Source organism: Streptomyces sp. NBC_01525, assembly GCF_045040405.1.
Lineage (GTDB): Bacteria > Actinomycetota > Actinomycetes > Streptomycetales > Streptomycetaceae > Streptomyces > Streptomyces benahoarensis.
On the sequence record NZ_CP109397.1, the window covers coordinates 4,660,450 to 4,681,662 of the forward strand.

General features: G+C 74.8%; 18 protein-coding genes. 13 read left to right on the forward strand and 5 right to left on the reverse strand.

Going from position 1 to position 21,213, the window contains the following annotated elements; translation table 11 throughout:
- Nucleotides 1-83 precede the first annotated feature (83 nt).
- The gene (locus OG422_RS21000; RefSeq protein ID WP_143941497.1) at nucleotides 84-821 is read left to right on the forward strand and encodes a ferritin-like fold-containing protein; all 738 of its coding nucleotides are present in this window, start codon (nucleotides 84-86) and stop codon (nucleotides 819-821) included.
- A gap of 77 nt (nucleotides 822-898) precedes the next feature.
- On the opposite strand, the gene OG422_RS21005 is transcribed toward OG422_RS21000, so the two are convergent.
- From OG422_RS21005 to OG422_RS21020, 4 genes are all read right to left on the reverse strand, one after another.
- Nucleotides 899-1,168, reverse strand: a complete 270-nt coding sequence (locus OG422_RS21005) for a hypothetical protein (RefSeq protein WP_405744318.1) — start codon at nucleotides 1,166-1,168, stop codon at nucleotides 899-901.
- A 403-nt stretch (nucleotides 1,169-1,571) separates the two neighbouring features.
- Nucleotides 1,572-1,799 (reverse strand): DUF3107 domain-containing protein, encoded by a 228-nt coding sequence (locus OG422_RS21010; protein WP_143941499.1) that lies wholly within the window; start codon nucleotides 1,797-1,799, stop codon nucleotides 1,572-1,574.
- 117 nt (nucleotides 1,800-1,916) lie between these two features.
- Complete coding sequence (locus OG422_RS21015; protein ID WP_143941500.1) at nucleotides 1,917-2,558, reverse strand: TetR/AcrR family transcriptional regulator; 642 nt, start codon at nucleotides 2,556-2,558, stop codon at nucleotides 1,917-1,919.
- 148 nt (nucleotides 2,559-2,706) lie between these two features.
- Nucleotides 2,707-2,922 (reverse strand): hypothetical protein, encoded by a 216-nt coding sequence (locus OG422_RS21020; protein ID WP_143941501.1) that lies wholly within the window; start codon nucleotides 2,920-2,922, stop codon nucleotides 2,707-2,709.
- Nucleotides 2,923-3,116: 194 nt separating this feature from the next.
- Here OG422_RS21020 and OG422_RS21025 point away from each other — a divergent pair, with 194 nt between their 5' ends.
- The 12 genes from OG422_RS21025 to moeZ all read left to right on the forward strand — a co-directional run bounded on the left by OG422_RS21025 (nucleotide 3,117) and on the right by moeZ (nucleotide 18,079).
- Nucleotides 3,117-4,130, forward strand: coding sequence for an alpha/beta fold hydrolase (locus OG422_RS21025; RefSeq protein ID WP_405744323.1), 1,014 nt, complete (start codon nucleotides 3,117-3,119; stop codon nucleotides 4,128-4,130).
- 7 nt (nucleotides 4,131-4,137) lie between these two features.
- A complete protein-coding gene (locus OG422_RS21030) occupies nucleotides 4,138-5,565 on the forward strand; it encodes a DUF3152 domain-containing protein (protein ID WP_405744325.1) in 1,428 nt (475 codons plus the stop codon).
- Between the two features lie 99 nt (nucleotides 5,566-5,664).
- Nucleotides 5,665-5,778 carry an Ms4533A family Cys-rich leader peptide gene (locus OG422_RS21035; RefSeq protein WP_405744328.1) on the forward strand — a complete coding sequence of 38 codons (114 nt, stop codon included), beginning with the start codon at nucleotides 5,665-5,667 and terminating at the stop codon, nucleotides 5,776-5,778.
- A gap of 186 nt (nucleotides 5,779-5,964) precedes the next feature.
- Nucleotides 5,965-7,713 carry an ABC transporter substrate-binding protein gene (locus tag OG422_RS21040; RefSeq protein ID WP_405744331.1) on the forward strand — a complete coding sequence of 583 codons (1,749 nt, stop codon included), beginning with the start codon at nucleotides 5,965-5,967 and terminating at the stop codon, nucleotides 7,711-7,713.
- A 10-nt stretch (nucleotides 7,714-7,723) separates the two neighbouring features.
- Entirely contained in the window at nucleotides 7,724-8,677 is a 954-nt protein-coding gene (locus tag OG422_RS21045; protein WP_405744333.1) for an ABC transporter permease, read from the forward strand.
- The gene (locus OG422_RS21050) at nucleotides 8,674-9,663 is read left to right on the forward strand and encodes an ABC transporter permease (RefSeq protein WP_405744336.1); all 990 of its coding nucleotides are present in this window, start codon (nucleotides 8,674-8,676) and stop codon (nucleotides 9,661-9,663) included. Before OG422_RS21045 ends, OG422_RS21050 begins: the two co-directional genes overlap by 4 nt.
- Entirely contained in the window at nucleotides 9,660-11,633 is a 1,974-nt protein-coding gene (locus tag OG422_RS21055) for a dipeptide ABC transporter ATP-binding protein (RefSeq protein ID WP_405744342.1), read from the forward strand. Before OG422_RS21050 ends, OG422_RS21055 begins: the two co-directional genes overlap by 4 nt.
- Before the next feature lie 316 nt (nucleotides 11,634-11,949).
- Nucleotides 11,950-13,614, forward strand: a complete 1,665-nt coding sequence (locus OG422_RS21060) for a glycosyltransferase (RefSeq protein ID WP_405744344.1) — start codon at nucleotides 11,950-11,952, stop codon at nucleotides 13,612-13,614.
- A gap of 434 nt (nucleotides 13,615-14,048) precedes the next feature.
- A complete protein-coding gene (locus OG422_RS21065; RefSeq protein ID WP_405744346.1) occupies nucleotides 14,049-15,125 on the forward strand; it encodes a hypothetical protein in 1,077 nt (358 codons plus the stop codon).
- 209 nt (nucleotides 15,126-15,334) lie between these two features.
- Nucleotides 15,335-16,285 carry an NAD(P)-dependent oxidoreductase gene (locus OG422_RS21070; RefSeq protein WP_143943821.1) on the forward strand — a complete coding sequence of 317 codons (951 nt, stop codon included), beginning with the start codon at nucleotides 15,335-15,337 and terminating at the stop codon, nucleotides 16,283-16,285.
- Nucleotides 16,273-16,866, forward strand: coding sequence for a hypothetical protein (locus OG422_RS21075; RefSeq protein WP_405744349.1), 594 nt, complete (start codon nucleotides 16,273-16,275; stop codon nucleotides 16,864-16,866). The genes OG422_RS21070 and OG422_RS21075 overlap by 13 nt, the downstream gene beginning before the upstream one ends.
- Nucleotides 16,867-16,900: 34 nt before the next feature.
- Nucleotides 16,901-18,079, forward strand: a complete 1,179-nt coding sequence (moeZ, locus tag OG422_RS21080; RefSeq protein ID WP_143943822.1) for an adenylyltransferase/sulfurtransferase MoeZ — start codon at nucleotides 16,901-16,903, stop codon at nucleotides 18,077-18,079.
- A 102-nt stretch (nucleotides 18,080-18,181) separates the two neighbouring features.
- On the opposite strand, the gene OG422_RS21085 is transcribed toward moeZ, so the two are convergent.
- On the reverse strand, nucleotides 18,182-21,097 hold the full coding sequence (locus OG422_RS21085) for a lysylphosphatidylglycerol synthase domain-containing protein (protein ID WP_405744353.1): 2,916 nt from the start codon (nucleotides 21,095-21,097) through the stop codon (nucleotides 18,182-18,184).
- Nucleotides 21,098-21,213: the final 116 nt, after the last annotated feature.

Sequence of the window (21,213 nt, forward strand, 5' to 3'; positions counted from 1 at the left end):
ACGGTCCCGGCCGGTCGGGGCGGGCGCCACGGGACCCGGCGGCCCGGCGCTGCGGGGGCTGTCCGGCGACTATTGTGCCGGTCATGGAGACGCCAGACACCGCCACCGCCGACGCGCCGGAACCGACCGGGATCGCCGCCCAGACCTGGACGGAGGCATCCGCCGAGCCGCACTACCGCGCCGCCGTGATCGACCTGCTGGGCGCCCTCGCCTACGGCGAGCTGTCCGCCTTCGAGCGGCTCGCGGAGGACTCGAAGCTCGCGCCGACCATGGACGACAAGGCCGAACTGGCCAAGATGGCGTCGGCGGAGTTCCACCACTTCGAGCGGCTGCGGCGGCGCCTCGCCGACATCGAGGCGGAGCCCAACGAGGCGATGGAGCCGTTCGCCGCCGCGCTGGACGAGTTCCACCGCCAGACCGCGCCGTCGGACTGGCTGGAGGGCCTGGTCAAGGCGTACGTCGGCGACTCGATCGCCAGTGACTTCTACCGGGAGGTCGCTGCCCGGCTGGATTCCGACACCCGGGACCTGGTGCTGACCGTCCTGGACGACACCGGCCACGCGACCTTCGCCGTCGAGAAGGTGCGCGCCGCGATCGAGGCGGACCCGCGGGTCGGCGGGCGGCTGGCGCTGTGGGCGCGGCGGCTGATGGGCGAGGCGCTGTCGCAGGCCCAGCGGGTGGTCGCCGACCGCGACGCGCTTTCGACGATGCTGGTCGGCGGCGTCGCCGACGGCTTCGACCTGGCCGAGGTCGGCCGGATGTTCTCCCGGATCACCGAGGCGCACACCAAGCGGATGGCGGCCCTGGGCCTGGCGGCGTAGGCGACGCCCCGCGGACATGACGACGGCGCGGCCCCGGACCACCCGGTCCGGGGCCGCGCCGTATGTATACGGGGGTGTCAGGCGGGGGCCGAGCCGCGCAGCGCCCCGCGGGCCGGGCGGATCAGCACCGAGAGCAGCGCGGCGCCCACGGCGACGGCCGCGGCGAGCGTCTGGACGGGGTGGCCGGGGCCGAGGATCGAGCGGGTCAGCAGCGCGCCCAGCAGAGCGGCGACCGGGCCGGTGGCCAGCGCCAGGGAGCGGGCGGGGAACCGTTCCGGCAGTTGGCGGGTGGCGGTGAAGGAGAGGGCCAGACCGACGACGACGGCGCCCAGAGCTTCCCAGATCATGCGTGTTCCCTCCCGCGTTACGGCTGACGACCGGACCGACCGGACGAACAAATCGGTCGTAGGCGGTGGTACCCATCAGCCACGCTCAGCAACCCTCATGCCTCCGTTCCGCCGAACCTGTGGGGAAGCAGGGGTGCATGGGGCGGATGAGGCGAGCCGTTCCGGCCGGGAGCGCGGACGGTGGCGGGGTGCCCTGGGTGCGGGAGGGCGAACCGGAAGGGGAAGCGGAAGGCCCCGGAAGCGGGAGAGGGGCGGCTCCGCAAACCGGCGAGCCGCGGCCCCGCAACTCGTACCGCCGTGGTCCCGTCGGGCCGCGCCCCCGGAAAACGCCGACGGCGGCCGGGATCGGAAATCCCGGCCGCCGTCCGCGGTGTGCCTCGGGCGCCTGTGGGGCGCCCCTGGGTCAGAGTGCGCCGAAGCCGACCTTGCGGACCGACTGCTCGCCGATCTCCACGTAGGCGAGCCGGTCCGACGGGACCAGGACCTTGCGGCCGTGCTCGTCCACCAGGCTCAGCAGCGGCGACTTGCCGCCGAGGGCGTCGGCGACGGCGCCCTCCACCTCCTCGGCAGTCTGCGCGCTCTCGAGAACGATCTCGCGGGGCGCGTGCTGCACGCCGATCTTGACCTCCACGGCTGATGTCCCTCCGACGGTCAGTTGGGTGCGCGGCCAGCCGCGCCGTACGCACCACACATTAGCCCGGTACGGGGAGGTGCAGGGCGCCCCGGGGCACGCCGGGAGCGAACACGGTCAGTGGGCATCGATGCCGTGCAGCGGGAAACCCGCGATGCCCTTCCACGCGAGGGAGGTCAGCAGGCCCACCGCGGTCTCCCGCGGGACCTTGCTCTCGGCCGCCAGCCAGTAGCGCGCCACCACCTGCGAGACGCCGCCGAGGCCCACGGCCAGCAGCATCGACTCGTCGCGCGAGAGGCCGGTGTCCTCGGCGATCACCGCGCAGATCGCCTCGGCGCACTCCAGCGAGACCTTGTCGACCCGCTCGCGGACCGCCGGTTCGTTGGTCAGGTCCGACTCGAAGACCAGCCGGAACGCGCCGCCCGGGTCCTCGACGTAGGCGAAGTAGGCGTCCATCGTCGCCGCGACGCGCTGCTTGTTGTCGGTCGTCGACGCCAGCGCCGTCCGCACCGAGTGCAGCAGCGCCTCGCAGTGCTGGTCGAGCAGGGCCAGGTAGAGGTCCAGCTTGCCCGGGAAGTGCTGGTAGAGCACCGGCTTGCTGACGCCCGCCCGCTCGGCGATGTCGTCCATCGCCGCGGAGTGGTAGCCCTGCGCGACGAATACTTCCTGTGCCGCACCCAGAAGCTGGTTGCGCCGTGCTCGGCGCGGCAGACGTGTGCCCCGCGGGCGTGCCGCCTCGGTCTGCTCGATGGCGCTCACGCTGCCTCCCAGAAGTCGTTCCGTACGCGGCGTACGCAAGGTGGTACACCGCGCCCGCCATCGTACTTTTGGGTAACCGGGCTGTGGGCGGTCGGAGCCGAGAAAATCCGGTCCGGGCCCTTGTGGGAAGGTGACATAACACCCCAGGTCATCGATATTCGTCTTCGTTGAGTTCCACGACGCGGGCCTGTTCGGCGCGGTCCGCCTCGTTCGCGGCGTCGAGGTCGGTGCCGGACAGTGTCTCGTCGCGGTGGGGCGCGACGTCCGCGTGCTGTTCCTGGGCGTCGGCCTCCGGAGCCTCGTCGGAGAAGCCGGTTTCGTTCTCCTCGTCGAAGGTGTCCGGGTCGCTCGGATCGACCGGCATGGTGCTCCCTCTCTGGAGTCTCTCGGTCCGCTGTGCCTTCCTCGCCCCGGGCTGCGGGCGGTTCGGATCCTCCGGCCGTGGGCGGGCCGGGGCGCCCTTCGTATCGAGCCTAGGAGAGCGGGCGCGGCAGCGCGATGCGGTGTGTGACGGCGAACACATCGGTACGCGCGTGATCATCTCGTAACATCGACGGCATGTCTTCGACGGAGTCGCCCGACACCCGGACCGCAGCCCTTCCGGTGCCGCCCGGAGGTCCGGGACGGCCCGGCCCGCAGGAGGCCGCCGAGACGCTGCGGCTGGTGCCGCTCTCCGGCCTGACGCTCGGTGTGCGCACCCCGGCGCCGCTGTCGGAGTCCGGTGCGGCCGCGGTGCGGGAGCGGGAGCGGGAGCCCGCGCTGTACGTCCACGGGCTCGGCGGCTCGTCGCGGAACTGGTCGGCGCTGATGCCGCTGCTCGCCGACCGGCTCGACGGCGAGGCGCTCGATCTGCCCGGCTTCGGTGAGGCGCCGCCGCCCGACGACGGCAGCTACGCGGTCGCCGCGCAGGCCCGCGCGGTCATCCGGTATCTGGACGCGGCCGGGCGCGGTCCGGTCCACCTCGTCGGCAACTCCATGGGCGGCGCCGCCGTGACGCGGGTGGCCGCCGCCCGGCCCGATCTCGTCCGCACTTTGACGCTGATCTCGCCGGCCCTGCCGGAGCTGCGGCCGCAGTTGACGGCGGTCCCCACCGCGCTGCTCGCGGTGCCCGGCGCGGCCCGCCTCTTCGCCCGCCTCACCCGCGACTGGACGCCCGAGCGCCGCACCCGCGAGGTGCTGGGGCTCTGCTACGGCGACCCGCGCAACGTCACCCCCGACGGCTTCCGCGACGCGGTCGAGGAGTACGCCAAGCGGCTCGAACTCCCGTATTTCTGGGAGGTGATGGAGCGCTCCGCCCGCGGACTGGTCAATGCGTACACCCTGGGTGGGCAGCACAATCTGTGGCGGCAGGCGGAGCGGGTGCTCGCGCCGACGCTCCTCGTCTACGGTGGGCGCGACCGGCTCGTCTCGTACCGGATGGCGCGGCGGGCCGCCGCCGCTTTCCGCGGGGCGCGGCTGGTGACGCTGCCCGAGGCCGGGCACGTGGCGATGATGGAGTACCCGCGGACGGTGGCGCGGGCCATCCGGGAACTGATCGACGACACAGCGGCGGCCGATACGGGCAGGAGCTGACGGAGCGGTGGGACGGCACAGCCGAGGCGGGACACCGGACGGGCACGACACGACGGAGACGGCGGTGCCGCGCCCGGCGCCCGCGGCCGAGCCGGGCACCGGGCGCCGCAGGCGCGGACCGGGCGACGGTGAACGGCCGCACCCGGCGGAGCCCGCCGCCCGCCCGGGCCCCGCACGCGAGGGCGTGCGCGGCGGCCACCCCGAGCAGCGGGAGCCGGGCGGCGGCTGGGGCCTGCCGCCGTCGGTCCCGGGGGCCTCGGCGCCCGGCCCGCCCGCCGTCCGCCGCCCCACGTCCCGGCCGTCCGCCGCGGCCGCGCCGCGGGTGCCGCGCCCGCGCGCGGCCGCCGAGCCGGACGCCCGGCTGCCGGACCCCGCCACCGCCGAGGTCCGCCCCGGCGCGGACGCGACGGCCGGTGCCGGTGCGCTCGGTGACGCCGGGCCCCGGCCGGAGTATCTGGAGGCGTTCGACGTGCCGGCCGCCGGGGCGCCGCGCGGGGAGGACGGGCCGGTGGACACCGGCCGTTCCGTGGTCTTCGCGCGGGAGACGGCTCCGTCGGACGGCGCTGTCCCCGTCGGTACGGACATGGTGGACGGGGACGGTGGGCCGGACGGGCCGCCGTCCGCCGGTGCCAGGAAGGGCGGGCTGGGCCGGACGTTCACCGGTGTCGCGGCGGCCGCGGTGACCACCGTGCTCGCCGTGGTGGTGGCCGGTCAGGTCGCCGAGCAGCGGCCGGACGGCACCGGCCACTCGGGCGGCGGGCCCGACCGCACCGACCCGCAGGACGAGGGCGCCTCGCGCTCCGGGGACCGGCCGCAGGACGCCAAGCCCGCCTCGTACGCGCAGCGGATGGCCGAGCCGTTCCCGCTCGACGCGAAGCTGACCGCCTCCGGGAAGTTCATGCCCGTCGGCGGCGCCGCGAAGGCGCCCGGCCGCGGTCATGTCGTCCGCTACCGCGTGGACATGGAGACCGGACTGCCGCTGGACGGCCAGCTGTTCGCCGACGCGGTGCACAAGACCCTCAACGACGACCGGAGCTGGGCGCACGGCGGCACCCGGACCTTCGAGCGGGTCGCCTCCGGCGGCGCGGACTTCGTCATCACGCTGGCCAGCCCCGGCACCACCCATGTGTGGTGCGCCAAGTCGGGTCTTGACACCTCCGAGGACAACGTCTCGTGCGACTCGGCGGCGACCCCGCGCGTGATGATCAACGCGTACCGCTGGGCGCAGGGCGCGAAGACGTACGGGCCGGACAAGATGTACGCCTACCGTCAGATGCTCATCAACCACGAGGTCGGCCACCGGCTCGGCCGCGACCACGAGGCTTGTTCCCGGTCCGGGGCGCTTGCGCCGGTGATGATGCAGCAGACGAAGTTCCTGACGACGGACGGCGCCACCTGCCGCCCCAACTCCTGGCCGTATCCCGGCAGTCGCTGAGCCGGGCGGGGCGGCGGGCCCGTCGGGCCGACGGCACGCCGTCCTCGTATGTGAGATATGCGGTCTCTCATCGCGAGACACCTTTGCCAGAAATCGGCCATGCGTTCCATAGTTCTGCGCATGCCGCACCGTCACGCCGTCGCCCCCGCCGCCATAGAGCTGGCGCTGATCGGCGTGTCCGTGCAGTCCGTGGCCGACATCGACTGTCGCTGAGGCCCCACCCGCGCCACGGACCGTGACGCCCCGGCAATCGCCGCGCGGCCGACGGTCCCGGGCCGGTTTCCTCCCCCTGCGAACCGTGTGACCTCTTCCCGCACGCCCGCGCCGGGGTGGCCTCGTGCGCACCGCGCCCGCCACCCCGCAGCCGGGCGCGGTCCCGCTGCGAAAGGCGAACCCGTCATGGCCGAACCGGCCCGCACCCCCCTCCGCTCCCGCCGGCTGCTGCTGACCGCGCGCCGCGTCGCCGCCGCCGCGATCGGCGTCACCCTCGCCGCCGGTGCCACCGCCTGCGGCCCGAAGGACGCCGCGGACGCGGGCGCCGACGCCGCGCCGCACAAGGGCGGCACCCTCACCGTCCTCAACTCCGAGCCGCAGACCGATTTCGACCCCGCCCGGCTCTACACCTCCGGCGGCGGCAAGGTCCCCACGCTCGTCTTCCGCACCCTCACCACCCGCAAGCGCGCGAACGGCGCCGCGGGCACCAAGGCCGTCCCGGACCTCGCCACCGACACCGGACGGCCCAGCAAGAACGCCACGGTGTGGACGTACACCCTCAAGGACGGCCTGAAGTTCGAGGACGGTACGCCCATCACCAGCGCCGACATCAAATACGGCATCGAGCGGTCCTTCGCCGCCGAACTCTCCGGCGGCGCCCCCTATTTGCGGGACTGGCTGATCGGCGGCGAGAAATACCAGGGCCCGTACAAGGACAAGTCCAAGGACGGGCTGAAGTCCATCGAGACGCCCGACGACAAAACCCTCGTCTTCCACCTGAAGAAGCCCGAGGGTGAATTCCCGCTGCTCGCCACGCAGACGCAGTTCGCGCCCGTACCGCGCGCCAAGGACACCGGCACAAAATACGAGGAGCACCCCGTCTCCTCCGGCCCGTACCAGGTCGTCAAGAACACCGGGGACGGCGAACATCTGCTGCTGAAGCGGAATCCGCACTGGTCGGAGAGGACCGACAAGGAGCGGCACGCCTACCCGGACACCGTCGACGTCCGCTCCGGTCTCGACTCCGCCGTCATCAACCAGCGCCTCGCCACCGGCTCCGGACCCGACGCCGCCGCCGTCACCACCGACACCAACCTCGGGCCCGCCGAACTCGCCCGCGTCTCCGGCGACAAGGAACTCGAAAAGCGCGTCGGAACCGGCCACTTCGGCTACACCAATTACCTCGCCTTCAACCCGAAGGTGAAGCCGTTCGACAAGCCCGAGGTACGGCAGGCCATCGCCTACGCCGTCAACCGCCGCAGCGTCGTCAACGCCGCCGGCGGTTCCTCCCTCGCCGAACCGGCCACCACCTTCCTGCCCGATCAGAAATCCTTCGGCTACACCGGCGCCGACCCTTTCCCCGCCGGCAGGACCGGAAATCCGGAAAAGGCCCGGGAACTGCTCAAGAAGGCCGGATATCCGCACGGCCTGAAGATCACCCTCACCCACTCCACCGCCAAGAACTTCGCGACCAGCCCGGAGGTCGCCACCGCCGTCCAGGACGCGCTGAAGAAGGCCGGCATCACCGTCGAGCTGAAGGGGCTGGAGGACAACGACTACAAGGACACCGTCCACAGCCTCAAGGACGAACCGGGCCTCTTCATCGGCGGATGGGGCGCCGACTGGCCCTCCGGCGGCCCGTTCCTCGCCCCCATCTTCGACGGCCGCCAGATCGTCAAGGACGCCTACAACTTCAACCACGCCCAGCTCGACGACGCCGCCGTCAACCACGAGATCGACGCCATCAACAAGCTCACCGACCTCCACACGGCCGCCGCCCGCTGGGGCGCTCTCGACGACAGGATCGGGGAGCAGGCCCTCTCCGTCCCGCTGTTCCACCCCGTCTACAAGCGGCTGCACGGCAAGTCGATCCGTAACGTCGTGATCAGCGACTGGGACGGCGTCCTCGACATCTCCCAGGTCGCGGTCAAGTAGGCGCGGCACCATGAACGACACCCCCTCCACCGGAGCATGGCGGCGGCTGCGCACCCGCCCCTCGGCCGTCGTGGCCGCCGCCGTGCTCGCGGCCCTCGCCCTCCTCGCCCTCGGCGCCCCGCTGCTGACGGCGCTGGAGGGCCAGGACCCCACCACGTACCACGACCAGCTCGTCGACTCCGCCCGCGGCGGCGTCCCCTACGGCTCCTTCGGCGGCATCAGCGCCGACCACTGGCTCGGCGTCGAACCCGGCACCGGCCGCGACCTCTTCGCCCGCCTGCTGTACGGCGCCCGCGTCTCCCTCCTCGTCGCGCTCGGCGCCACCGTCGTCCAGGTGGCGCTGGGCGTCGCCATCGGGCTCGCCGCGGGCGCCGGGGGCCGCCTCCTCGACTCCGTCCTCAGCCGCTTCACCGATGTGCTGGTCGCGCTGCCGATGCTGGTCTTCGCCGTCGCGCTGACCGCGATCGTCCCGGCCGGATTCCCCCGCCCGCTGCTGCTGATCCTCGTCATCGGCCTGCTGAACTGGGGCGGCACCTCCCGCATCGTCCGCGCCCAGACGCTGTCGCTGCGCCAACGCGACCATGTCGCGGCGGCCCGCCTCGCCGGGCGCACCCCCACGCAGATCGCCCGCCGCGAACTGCTGCCCGCCCTCGCCGCGCCCGTCCTCACCTACGCGGCGCTGCTGGTCCCCACCAACATCGTCGTCGAGGCGTCCCTGTCGTTCCTCGGCATCGGCGTCACCCCGCCGACGTCCTCCTGGGGCCAGCTGCTCTCCACCGCCACCACCTGGTTCCGCGCCGACCCGCTGTACGTCCTGCTGCCCTCCGGCTGCCTGCTCGTCACCGTGCTGGCCTGCACCGTCCTCGGCGACGCCGTCCGCACCGCCCTCGACCCGCGCGAACGCTCCCGCCTCGCGGTCGGCACCCGCGCCGCCGCCCGACCGCCGAAGGGCGCCACCCGATGACCGCCTACGTCCTGCGCCGGACCGGCGGCGCCCTCCTCGTCCTGCTGCTGCTCTCCGTCGCCGTGTACGCGCTGTTCTACGTCGCACCCGGCGACCCCGCCACACTCGCCTGCGGCCCGCGCTGCAACGCCGAGCAGATCGCGCAGGTCCGCGACCAGCTTCAGCTCGGCGAACCGCTGCCGGTGCAGTACCTGCACTTCCTCCAGGGCCTGGTCACCGGCCGCGACTACTCCACCGGCACCGGCGTCCTGCACTGCCCCGCGCCCTGCTTCGGCCTCTCGTACCAGAACGACCAGCCGGTCGCCCAGCTCCTCGCCTCCCGGCTGCCGGTCACCGCCTCGCTCGCGGTCGGCGCCATGGTGCTGTGGCTGCTGCTCGGCGTCGGCACCGGACTGCTCTCCGCGCTGCGCCGCGGCGGCGCCACGGAACGCGTCCTGACGGTGCTGACCCTCACCGGCACCGCCACCCCGGTCTTCATCACCGGACTGCTGCTGCTGATGGTCTTCTGCGCCACCCTCCAGTGGCTGCCGTTCCCCACCTACGTGCCGCTGACCGAGGACCCCGAGCAGTGGGCGTGGAACCTGCTGCTGCCCTGGACCACCCTCGCCCTCCTGGAGTCCGCCAAGTACGCCCGGCTGACCCGCTCCGCCACCCTGGAGACGCTCGCCGAGGACCACATCCGCACCTTCCGCGCCTACGGGCTGCGCGAACGCCGGATCGTCGGGCGGCACGCGCTGCGCGGCGCCCTGCCGCCCGTCGTCGCCCTCAACGCCGTCGACCTCGGCACCATGTTCGGCGGCGCGATGCTCACCGAATCCCTCTTCGGGCTGCCCGGCCTCGGGCGGCTCACCGTCGAGTCGGTCCGCACCGTCGACCTCCCCGTCGTCGTCGGCGCCGTCCTGGGCGTCGGCGCCGCCGTCGTCCTCGCGGGCGCCGTCGCCGACGTCCTCTACGCACTCGCCGATCGAAGGGTGACGCTGACATGACCGCCCCCCTGGCCACGGAACCGGCCACGGAACCGGCCGAGGCCCCGGCCCCGGCCGACCCGCTGGTCGAGGTCCGCGACCTCACGATCACCTTCCCCGCCACCGGGGGCGCCGACGCCGTACGCGCCGTCGACGGGCTCTCGTTCACCCTCCGGCCCGGCGGCGCCCTCGGCATCGTCGGGGAGTCCGGCTCCGGCAAGTCGACCGTCGCCGCCACCCTCCTCGACCTGCACCGCGGCACCGGCGCCCGCACCGAGGGCACCGTCCGCGTCGCCGGGACCGACGTCCTCGCGGCGCCCGAGGCCGACCTGCGCGCCCTGCGCGGCGCCACCGCCGCGATGATCTTCCAGGACCCGTTGTCCTCCCTGGACCCGTACCACTCCCTCGGCGACCAGATCGCCGAGGTGCACCGCGTCCACCGGCCCGGCGTCTCCCGCCGCGCCGCCCGCGCCCGCGCCGTGGAAGCCCTGGACCGGGTCGGCATCCCCGACGCCGCCCGCCGCGCCCGCTCCCGCCCGCACGAGTTCAGCGGCGGCATGCGCCAGCGCGCCCTGATCGCCATGGCCCTCGCCTGCGAGCCACGGCTGCTGATCGCCGACGAGCCGACCACCGCCCTCGACGTCACCGTCCAGGCGCAGATCCTCGACCTGCTGCACACCCTGCGCACCGAGACCGGCACCGGACTGCTGCTCGTCACCCACGACCTCGGCGTCGTCGCGGGCAGCGTCGACGACGTCCTCGTGATGCGCGGTGGCCGCGCCGTCGAACACGGCCCCGTCACCGAGGTCCTGGGTGCGCCCCGAGAGCCCTACACCCGTGCCCTCCTCGCCGCCGTCCCCCGGATCGAGACGGCGCGCGAGCGGGCGGCGCACGCCGGGGTGGCGTACGAGGAGGAGGGGCGCGAGGCGGGTGCCGCGCGCCGTGGAGCCGATGCCGGGCGCCGTGGCCCCGCGGCCGGGCGACCGGCTGATTCTCCGCGTCCGGCCGGGCCCGCGCGCCCGGACGATTCCGCGCCTCCGGACGATTCCGCGCGCCCGGACGAGCCCGTGCGTCCGGCCGTCCCCGCGGCCCGTACCGCCGTCGCGACCGTCACCGACCGCGTGCCTCGGCCCACCACGGGCGACGACGACCACAACGGCGCCCCGCTGCTCGAAGCGCGGGGACTGCGCCGGGAGTTCGGCCGCGGCGGGCCCCTGGGCTCGGTCCTCGGCGGCGACCGCACCGTCGCCGTCGACGACGTCTCCCTCACCGTCGCCGCGGGTGAGACGCTCGGCCTCGTCGGCGAGTCCGGCAGCGGCAAGACCACCGTCGGACGGATGCTGGTCCGCCTCCTCGACCCCACCGCCGGGACCCTCCGCTACCGGGGCCGCGACCTCGGCACCCTGGGGGAGCGCGCGCTGCGGCCGCTGCGCGGCGAACTCCAGATGGTCTTCCAGGACCCGGTGTCCTCCCTCAACCCCCGCCGCACCATCGGGGAGTCGGTCGCCGACCCGCTGCGCGCGGCGGGCGGCCTCGACGACGCCACCGTCGTCCGCCGGGCGCGCGAACTCCTCGAACGCGTCGGCCTCGACCCGGCGTGGTACCACCGCTACCCGCACGAGTTCAGCGGCGGCCAGCGCCAGCGCATCGGCATCGCCCGCGCCCTCGCCCCCGGGCCCCGCCTGCTGGTCTGCGACGAACCGGTCTCCGCCCTGGACGTCACCACCCAGGCCCAGGTGATGGACCTCCTCGCCGAACTCCGCCGTGACCTCGGCCTGTCCGTCGTCCTGATCGCCCACGACCTCGCCGTCGTCCGCGCGGCCAGCGACCGCGTCGCCGTGATGCGGGCCGGACGCATCGTCGAGGAGGGCCCCGTCGACACCGTCTACGACCACCCCCAACACCCCTACACCCAGGGGCTGTTGGCGGCCGTACCGGTCCTCGATCCGGAGGTTGCCGCCGAGCGGCGGGCGGCGCGCGCCCGCGTCTGAGCCGTCCGGCACGCCGTGCGCCGGGGGAGCGGTGAGGGCCTCGGGGAGATGCCCCGGGCCGCGTCCGTGGGATCCCGTCCGACCGCGCCCCCGGACCGCACCCGCACCAGGGCGCCCCGGGGGCGAACTCACTGCTTAGCGTATAAGAACGCCCCGTGGGGTGGAAAGTTACGACCGTTCACCCCTTCCGGTGGCGCGATGGACAACCGTCCATCGCGCCACCGGGCCTTTTGCGTAGCGTCGTTCCGCAACCGGCGGCCCGGACCGTACCGCCGGATGCCGACACACGCCGAGACCGCAGAACGGGAGTGGACACGTGCACATCGGACTGCTCACCGACGGTGCACACCCCGGCGCGCCGTGTGGCGCCCGGCGCTGGTACGACCGGCTCGTCCAGGGGCTGCCCGGCCACGAGTTCACCGAGTTCGCCCTCCCCGCACCGCCCGCCGCCCGCCCCACGGACCCGTCGTACGCCGACGGGGCGCGCCGTACCGGTCCCGTGCCCGGCCCGGCGGCCCGCCGCGCCGACGGCCGGGGCCGCACCCCGGACCGCGCCGCCCGCCGCCGCTTCGCCCGCCACTTCGCCGAACTCGCCGCCGCGCTCGCCGTCCAACCCGGCGGCACCGCCACCCAGGCGGACCGTTTCGCCGCCGGTCTCCACGGCCTCGCCGACCTCGCCCGCGACCACGCCGACCTGCCCGCCCTGCTCCGCTCCGAGGCCGCCCTGCGCCTGCTGGAGCGCGCCTGCCGCGCCCCCGGCGCACTCCCCGCCGCGCACGCCGTCCAGGTCCCCGACCTCCTCGCGGTCACCACCCACCTCGACGAGGCGCTGCGTCCGCTCTCCCTCGACTGGTACGGGGACGGCGCCCCCGGCCTCGACACCGTCGACCTCTGCCACGCCACGGCCGCCGGTCCGACCGCCCTCGCCGGGCTGCTGGCCAAACGCTTCTTCGGCACCCCGCTCCTGGTCACCGAGGACGGCCCCGGGCTGCGCGCGCACCACCTCGACCGCGCCACCACCCCGCTGAACGCCCCGGCCCGCGCCCTCCTCGCCGCCTTCCAACGGGCCCTGGCCGCCGAGACGTACGCCCGCGCGACGCTCATCACCCCCGGCACCGCCCATGCCCGCCGCTGGCAGGAGCGGTGCGGTGCGGCGCCGCAGCGGCTGCGTACCGTCCACCCGGGCGTGCCCGCCGGGCCGTTCCTCCGGGTGCCCGACGCCGTGGCCGACGGTGCCACCACCCTGGTGTGGGCCGGTCCCGTCGAACCGGCCAAGGACCTCGCCGGACTGCTGCGCGCCTTCGCCCACGTCCGCACCGCCGTGCCCGACGCCACCCTGCGGATCGTCGGCGGGCCCGGCGACGCCCCCGACGCCGCCGCCTACCTCGCCCACTGCCGGGCCCTCGCCGACCGGCTCTTCCCCGGGGCCCCGGGCCCGGTCCGCTTCGAGGAGCCGGCCGCCCCCGGGGCGCCCCCCGTCGCCGATGCCTACGCCACCGCCGCCGTCGTGGTGCTCTCCGGCGTCGACGAGGGGTTCCCGCACACCCTGGTGGAGGCGATGTTCAGTGGCCGGGCCACCGTCTCCACCGACGCGGGGGCGGTCTGCGAGGTCATCGGCGGCACCGGCCTGGTCGTCCCCGCCGGTGACCCCCGCGCCCTCGCCGACGCCTGCCTCGCCCTGCTCACCGACCCGGCCCGCCGCGCCCGCCTCGGCGCCGCCACCCGCGCCCGGGCCCTGGAACTCTTCACCGTCGACCGCCACCTCACCGCCTTCCGCGGCATCTACCTCGAACTCCTCGCCCACGCCCACCCGGACCCCGCCCCCGGCACCCCGCACCCCTTCGCCCGCCCCGCCGAGACCCACCTCCCCGGGCGTCGCGGCGACGCCGCCCCCCGTACGCCCCCGACCGACCGCACCCCGAGCTGGGCCGCACCCGGGCCGCGCCGCCGCCCGGCGGCCACAGGAGGAGAGGCGCGATGACCCCGGGCACGGACTCCCAGGACCGCGAGCCCTCCCGCACCCCCGGCCGCCCGGCTGCCCCGGGGCGCCCGGCCCGTCACTCTGCCACCGCTTGGCGCGCGACCCGACGCCCCCTCGGCGCGGGGCGCCCGACCCGGGAGGCGACGCCCGTCGGACCGCTGTCCACCGGGTGGCGCGCGGCCCGGGAGGCGACGCCCGCCGGGCGCCTGTCCTCGGACGCGTCCGCCCCCGGGCAGCCGCCTCGGGACGCCACCCCCGCGGGGCACCTCTCCTGGGACGAGGTCCCCGCCGTACGCCCGCCCCGGGATGCGACCCCTGCGGGGCGTCCGCCCCCGGACGCGACACCCGCGGCGCACCCGCCACGAGAGGCGTCGGCCACCGAAAACCCGCCCCTGGAAGCGTCTCCCGCCCAACCCGCCGATCCCGTACGCACCTTGATCCACCGTCACCGCCGCCTGTGCGCGCACGCCGTCGACCCGTTGGAGATCGCCGCCGGGCTGGAGGCACACGGGGTCACCGACCGCACCGCCGCCCGCTTCCGGCACCGTGACGTCTTCTCGCTCGCCGAGGAGCTGTACGCACGGGTGCCCCGCGCCCGTGCCGCCGCCGCGCCGCCCCGGGAGCCCGTCCGGCGCGGGGCGGCCGTGCGGGCCGTGCTCCAGCTGCTGCCGGGGGCGCTCTGCGCGGCCACCCTCACGGCGCTCACCGCCGTCCATCCGGGGCACCCGCTCGCCCGGCCCGCCACCGCCGCCGTGGGCACCGTCCTCGTCCTCCTCGCGCTCCGGCTGTGTCTGCGCGCCGGTCCGCTGCACCTCCGCCGGGCCGGGCGCCCGTCCGCGACCGCCGTCCTCGCCGTCGCCTGGGCCGTCGGCCACGCCCTCCTCGGCGACGCCCCGCTGACCGCACTCCTCTCCGGCGGGCCCGACCTCCCGCTGTCGTGGCCGCACCCCGACCCCGCCACCGCGCTCGCCCTGACCTGCGCCGTCGCGCCCGCCGCGGCGCTCGCCCGCTGGTTCGCGCGGCGCGCCCGGCGCGGCCTCGCCGTCAGCCGGGGACTGGGCGAACTCGCCTCCCGCGTCCGCCCGTTGCTGCTCGGCGCCACCCTGCTGTACGCCGCCGCGCAGCTCGCCCTGCTGCTCGGCGCCCGCCCTCTCACCGGCGGCCCCGCCGACCCGCCCGCCGCCCTCGTCGCCACCACGGCCCTGGGCACGCTGCTCTTCCTCGCCCGGCTGCTGGCCGTCCACGGCTTCCCCGCCGCCGCGGTCGCCGGGCCCGCGGCGGCCGCCGCCCTCGAAGTCGTCGCCCTCGCCCTGGTGCTCATCGCCCGGCTGCCCGGCGCGGGGGCGCTCGCCCGGCCGGTGGACGCGCTCACCGCCGCCGCGGGCCCCGCCGCCGTACCGGCCGTCGCCTGCGCCACCGCCGCCCTCGTCCTCCTGGGCCACGCCCTGCGCACCCTCACCGGCGCCCGGGCCCACCCCGCCCCCGAGGAGCCGGAGGCGGCCCGGCCATGATCCGGCGAAAAGCCCTCCCGCCGGCCCCGGGCACCGACGCCCCACGGGCCCCACCCGTGCGATCGGCGCGGACCACGACCCCCTCCGGGCCGCCGTCCCGCGGCGGCCGCCCGCCCGCGGCCGAACCACCACCACCGCCCCGTCCCACGAGGAGCACGACACATGAACGTCCACCCGACCGCACGCCATGAGCACCAGGGGGTCGCCCGATGAGGGTTCTGCTCATCGGCGCCAACGGCTACCTCGGCCGCTATGTCGCCGACCGCCTGCTCGCCGACCCCGCCGTCCAACTGACCGTGCTGGGCCGCGGCGACGACGCCGACGTCCGCTTCGACCTCGCCACCGGCAGCCCCGGCGCGCTCACCCGCTTCCTCGATGCCGTCCACCCCGGCGTCGTCGTCAACTGCTCCGGCGCCACCCGCGGCGGCGCCCGCGACCTCACCCGCCACAACACCGTCGCCGTCGCCACCATCTGCGAGGCGCTGCGCCGCAGCGGCTGCGGCGCCCGCCTCGTCCACCTCGGCTGCGCCTCCGAGTACGGCCCCTCGCAGCCCGGCTCGTCCACCGCCGAGGACGCCGTACCCCGCCCCGGCGGCCCCTACGGCGTCAGCAAGCTCGCCGCCACCGAACTCGTCCTCGGCTCCGGCCTCGACGCGGTCGTGCTGCGGGTCTTCTCACCCGTCGGGCCCGGCACCCCCGCCGGATCGCCGCTCGGGCGGCTCGCCGAGGCGATGCGCCGCGCCATGCAGTCCGGCGACGGCGAACTGAAGCTGGGCGGCCTCGGCGTCCAGCGGGACTTCGTCGACGTCCGCGATGTGGCGCGCGCGGTGCACGCCGCGTCGCTCTCCGCGGCGCAGGGCGTCGTCAACATCGGGACCGGGCGCGCGGTGCGGCTGCGGGAGGCCGCGTCCGTCCTCGCCCGGGTCGCCGGATTCGGCGGCGCCCTGCACGAACTGGACTCGCCGCCCGCCCGGTTGATCATCCCGGGCCCGTCCCCGGAGCACGGCGCCGCGCCACCCACGTACCCCTACCCGGACGGCTGCGGCACCTGGCAGCAGGCCGATGTGCGCACCGCGCGCGACCGGCTCGGCTGGCGGCCGCGGATCGGACTGGAGGAATCCCTCGCCGACATCTGGATGGAGGCCGCATGCCGCATCTGACCACCGCGGGCACGACCCGCACCCCCACCGGCGCCGGTCCCTTCGGGGCCGGCGTCCCGGGCATCGCCCACCCGCTGCTCGCGCCCACCGAGTGGGCCGAACTGCTGCGGGTCTCCCGGGGGTTCGTCGCCCCCAGGGAGGCCCCCCGGGGTGTGGCGGGGCCGGTGCCCGGCTACGCCCCGGCCGCCCCGGTCCACCGGGCGGTCCTCGACGTCGCCGGGGGCCCCGGCGACCGCCCGGACTCGCGCTGTCTGCCCGCCGCGGCCCGACTGCGTGAGACGGGTGTCCGCCTGTTGGGACATCTCGATCTGCGGTACGGCGCCCGGCCCCTCGGCGAGTTGATCGCCGACGCCCACCGCTTCCTGGAGTGGTACAAGGCCGACGGATTCCTGCTGGGCCGCGCCCCCGCCGGGCGGGACGCGCTGCCCGCCACCCGCCGCACCGCCGCCGCGCTGTGCGGCCTCACGGACGGCACCTGGGACCCTGCCCGGCTACTGGGACGATTTCGTCTCGCGCATCGGACCGGGTGTCTTGGAATGAAGACGGGCGTGGCAGTGTTACGGACAGAACAACCGTACTGACCCACACCGACCAACCCCCTTGTTGAGGTCTTCCGTGTCGCTGCCACCCCTGGTCGAGCCCGCTTCGGAGCTCACCGTCGACGAGGTCCGCAGGTACTCCCGCCACCTGATCATCCCCGACGTGGGGATGGACGGGCAGAAGCGGCTGAAGAACGCCAAGGTGCTGTGCGTAGGGGCCGGCGGCCTCGGCTCGCCCGCCCTGATGTACCTCGCCGCGGCCGGCGTGGGCACCCTGGGCATCGTGGAGTTCGACGAGGTCGACGAGTCGAACCTGCAGCGCCAGATCATCCACAGCCAGGCGGACATCGGCCGCTCCAAGGCCGCGTCCGCCAAGGACTCGGTGCTCGGCATCAACCCGTACGTGAACGTGATCCTCCACGAAGAGCGGCTCGAAGCCGAGAACGTGATGGACATCTTCAGCCAGTACGACCTGATCGTGGACGGCACGGACAACTTCGCCACCCGCTATCTCGTCAACGACGCCTGCGTGCTGCTGAACAAGCCGTACGTCTGGGGCTCCATCTACCGCTTCGACGGCCAGGCGTCCGTCTTCTGGAGCGAGCACGGCCCCTGCTACCGCTGCCTCTACCCGGAGCCCCCGCCCCCCGGCATGGTGCCCTCCTGCGCCGAGGGCGGCGTCCTCGGTGTGCTCTGCGCGTCCATCGGCTCCATCCAGGTCAACGAGGCGATCAAGGTCCTCGCCGGTATCGGCGACCCGCTCGTCGGCCGCCTGATGATCTACGACGCGCTGGAGATGACGTACCGCCAGGTCAAGGTCCGCAAGGACCCCGACTGCGCGGTCTGCGGCGAGAACCCCACCGTCACCGAGCTGATCGACTACGAAGCCTTCTGCGGCGTCGTCTCCGAGGAGGCCCAGGAAGCGGCGATGGGCGCGACGATCACGCCCAAGCAGCTCAAGGAGTGGATCGACGCCGACGAGCAGATCGAGATCATCGACGTCCGCGAGCCGAACGAGTACGAGATCGTCTCGATCCCCGGCGCCAAGCTGATCCCGAAGAACGAGTTCCTGATGGGCAACGCCCTCCAGGACCTCCCGCAGGACAAGAAGATCGTCCTGCACTGCAAGACCGGCGTCCGCTCCGCCGAGGTCCTCGCCGTCCTCAAGTCCGCCGGATTCGCCGACGCGGTCCACGTCGGCGGCGGCGTCATCGGCTGGGTCCACCAGATCGAGCCGGAGAAGCCCGTCTACTGACCGCGTCACCGGGGGCCGTTCACGCCCCCGCCCCGCGCACCGAAGGCGCCGCCCCGCACCGTGCGGGGCGGCGCCTTCGCCGTGGCCGGACCCGGCCGTTCCTCAGATCTCGCCCTTGCGCGTCAGGTGCGTGAACGCCAGCCAGCCCGGCAGCACCGGCAGCCAGAACGTCATCAGCCGGAACAGCAGCACCGCCGGGAACGCGACGTCGCCGCCGAGTCCCGCCAGCGTCAGCGCCGTGATCAACGCGCCCTCGACCGCGCCCACACCGCCCGGCGTCGGCGCCGCCGAGCCCAGCGCGTTCCCGGCGAGGAACGCCACCGCGATGCTCGCGTAACTGAGCTGATCGCCGCCCCCGAAGGCACGCACGGACGCGTCCAGGCACATCACGTTCGCCGCCGTCAGCAGCAGCATCCCGCCGATGCCGGTCACCAGCTTCCCGGGCCGCTGCAGGATGTCCAGCATCCGCGGCACCACCCCGGCGAACAGCGACCGCACCCGCGTCACCACGAACTTCCGCAGCACCGGCACCGCCGTCACCACCAGCACCAGCACCGCCACCGTCAGCAGCCCGGCGATGACCGTACGGGACGGCGACAGCTGATCGTCGCCGCTCTCCGTCCCCGTCAGATACCCGAACGTCAGCAGCAGCAGGACGTGCGCGCCCAGCCCGAACAACTGCGAGGCGCCGACGCTCGCCACCGCCAGCCCCGGCCGCACCCCCGCCCGTTGCAGGAACCGCGTGTTCAGCGCGACGCCGCCGATCGCGGCGGGCGCCACCAGCTTCACGAAGTTCCCCGCGATCTGCGCGATCACCGTCCGGACGAACGACACCTTCTCCGTGACGAACCCCAGCAGGCTCATCGCCGCCGCGATGTACGTCGTCCCGGAGAACACCATCGCCACCAGCACCCAGACCCACTGGGCCTCGCTGATCACATCGAGCAGGTTGAAGTGGGCGACCTGCGACATCAGCTGCGACAGCAGCAGATACGCGGCGAACGCACCGGCGATCCAGCTGATCAGGATCCGCGGGCTCAGCCGCTCCAGCTTCGCCGGTTCGATCACCGCCGTCGGACGGATCAGCAGCACCTGCCGCCGGATCTGCGCCAGCAGATCCTCCTCGCGCGCCTCCTCCGACGCCTCGTCCAGCGCCCGCTTCTCCGCCGCCTTCGCCTGCGCCCGCATCGCCCGCAGCCGCTTGCGGTCCGCGGGCTCGGACGCCGCCAGCTCCTCGCGCGCCTCCTTCGCGGACCGCGACGCCGCCAGCACCGCCTCCCGCTCCCGCGCCGACCGCTCCCGGGCCCGCTGCCGCAGCGTCGCCCGCGTCGCCCGGCTCAGCGCGATCGGCTGGAGCAGCGGCAGACTGTCCGCGACCGCGTCCGGGCCCAGCACCTCCACCGCTGTCGCCACCGCCCGCTCCGCACCGACCCGCAGGCCCAGCGTCGTCAGCAGCTGCGCGACATCCATCCGCAGCACCAGGTCACCGGCGGCGATCTCCCCGCCGCGCAGCTCCGTCAGCGTCACCTTGCCGGAACGATCCACCAGCAGCGCGTCACCGACCAGCCGCCGGTGCGCGATCCGCCGCGACTGCAACGCCGCGACCTGCTCCCACGTGCTGCGCATCACCGCGTCGGTGATCTCCTCGTCGTCCAGCGCGTCCAGCCGCCGCCCGCCGATGTGCTCGTAGACCAGCATCACCGCGTCCGGACCCAGCTCCGACGTGGCGATCAGCTTCGGCGCACGGGCACCCGCGGCGATCGCGGCGTACGCCAGCAGCGCCTCCTGCTCCAGTGCCTGCCGCAGCGACTGGAGACTGCGGCGCTGGTTGATACCGCGCAGCGACAGGCGCCGCCACACCCGGTAGAAGAAGCCCTGCGCCTGCTGTTCGCGGTCGACGACCGTCACATCGATGGGCGGACCGTCCTCCCGCGTCACCAGATAGCGGCGCCCGCGATCGGCGTGCTCGGGGCGGTCCGGATTGGCGACGTCCTCGGAGCGCAGCGCGCTCACCGGACGGAACCCCACCCGCCGCAGCCCCGCCAGCAGATGCTGCCCGGTGGGCCGCACATTGGGGGTGCCGACGGCGTACAGCGTCCCGTACGCCACCGTCCAGCCGATCAGCACCGTCGTGACGATCGCGAACGGTGTGGTGTACCGGCCGACCAGCACCGCGAACGCGTCCAGCAGCAGCACGCACCACATCGCGACCCGCCACCGCGGGCGCCGCGACATGCCCACCGCCGTCATGTACGCGATGACCGGCGCGAGATAGCTGTGCACCGGCGTGGTCAGCGACCCGTCGTGCATCCGCTGCGTCAGCGCCGCCCGGATCGAGGCGGGCGCCGCCTCCGCGACCCACAGGTCCGTCGCCAGCGACACCCCGTGCGCCAGCACCGCGGCCAGCACCCCGTCGGCAATGCGCAGCCCGTCCCGTTTGATCAGCCGCTCGACGGCGAACGCCACCGGAACGATCAGCACCGCCACGCTCGACGCCAGCCCCGCGAAGTTGATCAGCAGCCGCGGGGCCTGGCCCGCACCCTTGCCGATGTCGTCGGCCAGCCCCTGCGTCGTGGCGTGCGCGAACGCCGCCAGCGCCAGGACCAGCGCGATCCCCGCGATACCGAGCAGCAGCCGCAGCAGGTCGGCCGGGCGGTGCACCCGCGCCGGCAGCAGCGGCTCGTCACCGGACACCCGGTCCGCGTGCTCCGCACCGCCCGCGCACCCCGCGCTGTCACACGTCGCCAGGTGCGAACCGGTCCGGGGCACGTCACCGCCCTCGCCGGACCCCGCGGCCACGGCGCCCGCGGGCCGCTCGGGCCCCGCATGCTCCACGTCCGGCTGCGGTCCGGCTCCCTGCTCGTGCCCCTGCGGCGTCCGCTGCGCGTCGTCGCCCGCGTGAGGTGCGGGCCCGTCGGGTCTCTCGGACGCCCCGGGTCGTTCGGCCTTCTCGATCGTGCTCGCCTTTTCGGTCGCGGAGACCGCGGACGGCCTCCGTTGCTGCTTCCCCTGATCCACCGCCGGACGGTCGGCCCGGCGCCTGCGCGCGGTGCCTCCCGGGACGGTGGCGGCGGCTCCGGGCTGCCGGACGTCACGGGCGCCGGCCTCCCGAGGAGGCGCCGCGCCCTGCCGTC